Annotated in this window: 9 protein-coding genes and 1 pseudogene; 5 read left to right on the forward strand and 5 right to left on the reverse strand. The window is 36.2% G+C overall.

Features of this window, described 5'->3' with window-relative positions; genetic code table 11:
* Nucleotides 1-112 precede the first annotated feature (112 nt).
* The 4 genes from BFA01S_RS22675 to BFA01S_RS20890 all read right to left on the reverse strand — a co-directional run bounded on the left by BFA01S_RS22675 (nucleotide 113) and on the right by BFA01S_RS20890 (nucleotide 1,656).
* Nucleotides 113-256 carry a hypothetical protein gene (locus tag BFA01S_RS22675; protein ID WP_156483999.1) on the reverse strand — a complete coding sequence of 48 codons (144 nt, stop codon included), beginning with the start codon at nucleotides 254-256 and terminating at the stop codon, nucleotides 113-115.
* Nucleotides 257-363: 107 nt separating this feature from the next.
* Nucleotides 364-531 carry a hypothetical protein gene (locus tag BFA01S_RS22680; protein WP_156484000.1) on the reverse strand — a complete coding sequence of 56 codons (168 nt, stop codon included), beginning with the start codon at nucleotides 529-531 and terminating at the stop codon, nucleotides 364-366.
* A gap of 179 nt (nucleotides 532-710) precedes the next feature.
* Nucleotides 711-1,016, reverse strand: a complete 306-nt coding sequence (locus BFA01S_RS20885) for a hypothetical protein (RefSeq protein ID WP_066235480.1) — start codon at nucleotides 1,014-1,016, stop codon at nucleotides 711-713.
* Nucleotides 1,000-1,656, reverse strand: coding sequence for an ATP-binding protein (locus tag BFA01S_RS20890; protein WP_235843088.1), 657 nt, complete (start codon nucleotides 1,654-1,656; stop codon nucleotides 1,000-1,002). The genes BFA01S_RS20885 and BFA01S_RS20890 overlap by 17 nt, the downstream gene beginning before the upstream one ends.
* Nucleotides 1,657-1,702: 46 nt before the next feature.
* Here BFA01S_RS20890 and BFA01S_RS20895 point away from each other — a divergent pair.
* The 3 genes and pseudogenes from BFA01S_RS20895 to BFA01S_RS22165 all read left to right on the forward strand — a co-directional run.
* Nucleotides 1,703-2,167: pseudogene (locus BFA01S_RS20895) on the forward strand (LexA family protein); the annotation flags it as partial.
* A 266-nt stretch (nucleotides 2,168-2,433) separates the two neighbouring features.
* Nucleotides 2,434-3,201: a tyrosine-type recombinase/integrase gene (locus BFA01S_RS20900; RefSeq protein ID WP_268874896.1), complete on the forward strand. Its 768-nt coding sequence runs from the start codon at nucleotides 2,434-2,436 to the stop codon at nucleotides 3,199-3,201.
* Nucleotides 3,198-3,377 carry a tyrosine-type recombinase/integrase gene (locus BFA01S_RS22165; protein WP_235843089.1) on the forward strand — a complete coding sequence of 60 codons (180 nt, stop codon included), beginning with the start codon at nucleotides 3,198-3,200 and terminating at the stop codon, nucleotides 3,375-3,377. Before BFA01S_RS20900 ends, BFA01S_RS22165 begins: the two co-directional genes overlap by 4 nt.
* A gap of 74 nt (nucleotides 3,378-3,451) precedes the next feature.
* Here BFA01S_RS22165 and deoD read toward each other — a convergent pair whose 3' ends face one another.
* Nucleotides 3,452-4,153 (reverse strand): purine-nucleoside phosphorylase, encoded by a 702-nt coding sequence (gene deoD, locus BFA01S_RS20905; RefSeq protein ID WP_066235485.1) that lies wholly within the window; start codon nucleotides 4,151-4,153, stop codon nucleotides 3,452-3,454.
* Nucleotides 4,154-4,298: 145 nt separating this feature from the next.
* On the opposite strand from deoD, the gene BFA01S_RS23550 reads away from it, so the two are divergent.
* Together BFA01S_RS23550 and BFA01S_RS23005 are read left to right on the forward strand one after the other, a co-directional pair.
* Nucleotides 4,299-4,424 (forward strand): hypothetical protein, encoded by a 126-nt coding sequence (locus BFA01S_RS23550; protein WP_268874895.1) that lies wholly within the window; start codon nucleotides 4,299-4,301, stop codon nucleotides 4,422-4,424.
* A gap of 16 nt (nucleotides 4,425-4,440) precedes the next feature.
* Entirely contained in the window at nucleotides 4,441-4,584 is a 144-nt protein-coding gene (locus tag BFA01S_RS23005) for a hypothetical protein (protein WP_169800520.1), read from the forward strand.
* Nucleotides 4,585-4,617: the final 33 nt, after the last annotated feature.

The raw sequence follows: 4,617 nt of genomic DNA on the forward strand, positions 1-4,617 counted from the left end.
GGACCCATTATTAGTTACAAACTTTTAATGGGCATATGCTCACCATTTAAAGTTCCTAATTACTGTACATTTTTGGTCTAAATCGATTAAGGAAACATAATACAAATTAAGTTCACCAAATCTGCGGATTCCTTAGGTTTTCATTTTCCTTTCTGAGCTTTAAAATCTCAGCAATTGCCGCCTTTAAGATTCCACTTTCAGCCTTTTTCTCTCCTGATATAATCTGCTCTAAAATGAACTTTGCGAAATCATTCATCCCAGCGCCTCCTCAAATAGAGTTAATTGTTTTACAACTTTATACTGAACTGGCAATCTCCCAGCCCCTTCAAAATCCGTAAACCATGAGATTAGAAGGCAACCCTTCTATTCCTGTAAATCAGGATCTGTATAAAATTCACAATAAGTTTTGCCAAGCTTCACGAAATATTCAATACGTTCAATATCCGGATAGCCCTCATCTACCGATTTAAACAGGTGAGCAATATACAATTTATTTCGATTGAGCTTCGGCATTATATAGCTCCTATCCATTTATTTCAGCTCCTTAATAACGATTTCCATGCTGACATTTAACATTGATGTGTATTAACTCTAATTTTGTCAGTGTGTGCTCATACAATTATCGCCCGTCTGCTGTATCGTAATAACCGTATCTAAGTAACTCGTTAATTAAATAATCTTTACGCTGTTCAACAGCTTGTCTTAACTGGTTAGCTTGTGTACTCATTTCCAAAGATTCCACCCTTCCTTGCTTCGATTTCTCCTAACTCCAAACGGTCATAAATTAAAAGAAAAGTATCTTTGTCTGATCGTTTAACATTTTGAGCAATCTCGCTTACAGGAAATCCGTTTCTCCACATTTCCTCTACTTTTGTTACGTGCTCTGGCAACCAATCAAGATTAGCATGATCCAAAGTTATATAGTAATCTTTTAATGAATGTGCTTTTTCTAATTTTGTTATAACCTCATTTTCTGTTTTAAGCTGCTGATTACTGATTTCAGCTATCATATTCATCCATACTCACTCCTAACGCCCTAGCCATTGCTTTAGATTTTCTATAATTAGTTGCCTGCCTGTTATAAATACAATTCATATTAACCATCAGCCGCCACCATGTGCGTCCCTTATCATCAAGCTTGTATGCTGTTGCATCATCCTCAAATTCAGCTGGTGTAGCCCATATCGGCTTATTTGCTCTTTCACGACCATTTATAATTTGAAATATCCAGTCTTTTTCCTCGTTCGCTAATCTCTGACTACTCATGAAATCATCCCAAATTAATAGATCCGCTTCTAAGCAAGCACTCATGATCTCATTAAATGATTCCATATTGTTATAATTTTTTGTTGCCGCCAGTCTGCTTAATAAATCTTTTTCTGTTATAAAGATGACTGCATATCCCTTTTCAATTAACTTGTTACCGCCAGCTGCTGTTCCATGGGTTTTACCGTTACCAGTTTCTCCAAAGATAAAAGCGCCCAACTTCTCCCGTTTTTCAAAATTCTCAATAGCATCCTTTATCTCTTCAAAAGTAGTTTCGCAACCTTTACGCATTTTAAAGTTTTCAAAAGTCATAGATTTAATGTCAACCACTGATGAACTAAGTTTTAATGCACGATTAATTTTGGCTCTTTTTTCGTAAAACTCTTGCAACCGTTTCTGTTCTTCTATCTGCTTTTTAACACAAGGGCAAACAACGATGATGGCCGACTATTTTAATGTATCCCGATCAGATATTATAGAAGACAAGCCAAGTAATTTGACTCCTATTTCTCCAATGACAGTTAAAGTACCAATTCTTGGGGAAATAGCATGTGAAGATCCGATTTATGCATCAGAAAACTTCTCTGGATATCGAAATGAATCTCCCGCTACACTACCGAGTGGCAATCTATTTTATTTGGAGACAAAAGGACAATCAATGGAGCCAACTATTCCAGATGGGTCTTGTATATTGATTAGAGAACAAAGTAACGTGGAAAACGGGGAAATAGCAGCTGTCCTTGTAAACGGGAATACTGAAGTTACTTTGAAACGTGTTAAAAAACAAGGTAATATGATTATGCTCATGCCAGATAATCCAAGCTATGAGCCATACATAGTTACAGAGAATAATCCAGCAAGAATAATTGGTAAAGCCATACATTATACAAAAGACTTTTAGATTATTAGCGCTAGTAATTTAAACATCAGAGGAGGGCGGCTGCTCTCCTTCTTTTTAAAATCAGAGGTGAACAGACATGGCATCAGCAACCCCCTTTGGGCAATGACAAATATAAAATATTTGTTGAATTGGGATAGGACGATAAAGAGAAAAGATTAAAAAGGACAAAAACGGGAACAGCTAAAAGTGATCGGGCACTTAAGAAAGCAATCACCAAGTTTGAAATTGAAGTATCGAAAACGGGAAGTAAACGAAAAGAAGAAAACATAACGTTTGAAGAATTTGTACAGCGCTGGATGGATGTATATATGCGTGTCAAATTAGCTGTCAAAACAAGAAACGCTTACGAAAGCTATTTGAATAATGGAGTCCTTGAATCATTAGGGAAATTTAAGATAACGAAGATTAAAACATATGATATTGATGTATTTTTTAAAGAACAAGGTGAAAAGAATAAGAAAAGTTTATCTGGGAAATATATGATGCTTAAAAGTATCTTTTCTAGGGCTGTGAAATGGGGAATCATCAAGGAAAGTCCCATAAAAAATGTAGACCGTTCAGAGGTTGCTAAAAGAAACAGAGAGCTGCTGTTTTATAAAGAAGATCAGCTAAAACTTTTATTATCAGTACTAGAAAATATTTATCCGAAACATCGTATACAAATAAAACTCGCCGTACTTGTCGGCCTAAGTATGACTGAAATAGCAGGCATACGGCTGGAAAATATCAATTACAAAGACAATACTATTTTGATCGATAAGACCTTACAATATGACAAAGAAACAAAAAAATTCTTTCTTGGACCCACAAAAACAAAACGACCAAGAATAGTGGATATCTCGCAAACGTTCATGAGAGAAATAAAAGCATATGCTGTACAACAAAAGAAATTAAAAATATCCTCAGGATCAGCGTGGGAGCCAATGTTAGACGAAGAAGGAAACCTTGTTAATTTATTATTCACTAAAACAAACGGCTTCCCTACCCATCCAGATGGCGCGAAATTGTCGAAAGGCACAATCTGCCGAAATTGAATTTGCATAGATTACGCCATACGTATGCATCCTTTATGATTAGTAAAGGCGTTAACTTTAAGATTATCCAAGAGCAACTCGGCCATACTGATATTAAACAAACTTTAAACACATATAGCCATCTGAGTGACGAAGATAGAACAAAAGCAAGTGACTTATTCGATGAAATCTTATAAGTTGGTCACCTTTTAGTCACTTGCTTAACTTTTACGGCTGCTTCAAGACGCTAGAAACCTTGATATATCAACATTTATTTTATAGCCGCTTCCAGTGCCACAGTAATCATCTCGTTAAATGTCGTTTGTCTTTCTTCTGCTGACGTTTCTTCTCCTGTTAAAATATGATCGCTCACAGTTAGAACAGATAATGCCTTACGGTTGAATTTAGCTGCTAATGTGTAAAGTGCCGCTGTCTCCATTTCAATTGCCAATATTCCGTACTTCGCCCATTTCTCAAGCTCAGCATGGTCATTATAAAACATATCAGCTGTAAACACATTTCCCGCTTTTAAATGCAATCCTTTTTCTATTCCGGCATCATACGCCTTTTTTAATAACTCAAAATCAGCTGTCGGCGCATAATCCACAGGTCCGAATATAACACGGTTCATCTGTGAATCTGTGGAAGCACTCATCGCTAAAATAACATCACGCACTTTTACATCTTTTTGAATTGCACCACAAGTACCGACACGGATTAATTGCTGTACGCCATAGCTTTGCATAAGCTCATTTATGTAAATCGAAATAGATGGTACACCCATTCCTGTTCCTTGTACAGAGATACGCTCTCCCTTATACGTTCCGGTAAATCCGAGCATGCCTCTCACTTCATTATAGCAAATGACATCTTCCAAAAATGTTTCCGCTATATATTTTGCACGCAGAGGATCTCCTGGTAAAAGAATTGTTTCTGCAATTTCATTTTCTTTTGCACCGATATGTACACTCATCTGTTTCCTCCTGAAAATGTATTTTTACTTATCCTGTTTAAAAGTATACACTTTTCCAATCGTTTCAAACAATTATTAACAATTGTAATTCATCATTTAATCGGAAAGTCTATAAGTGTATCCATCTTTATAAGGAGGCGTACACATGAGAAAAGAACTTGAACAAGTTGTGGAATACGCAAACAATACAAATCCGTCTACAAATTCAAGAGGCGGTGTACCGAACGCATCGAAGAAGAAGAAAGAAAAAAAATCAACGAAACATTTTTAATGTGGAGGGAATTTAATTGGGTAAAAAACATCGAAACCGAATAAACTCACCGAAGAAAAACAATCATATTCCACCAGAAGCAATTGAGGCAGAGCAAATTGCACACGGAAAAGAATTCACATCATCCAAACGTAAAAATGGACCTGGACATAATGAGTAGCTAAAGTGAAACTTCCTTCAGTGGGGGTTTTTC

This window comes from Metabacillus fastidiosus NBRC 101226 (assembly GCF_001591625.1).
Lineage (GTDB): Bacteria > Bacillota > Bacilli > Bacillales > Bacillaceae > Metabacillus > Metabacillus fastidiosus.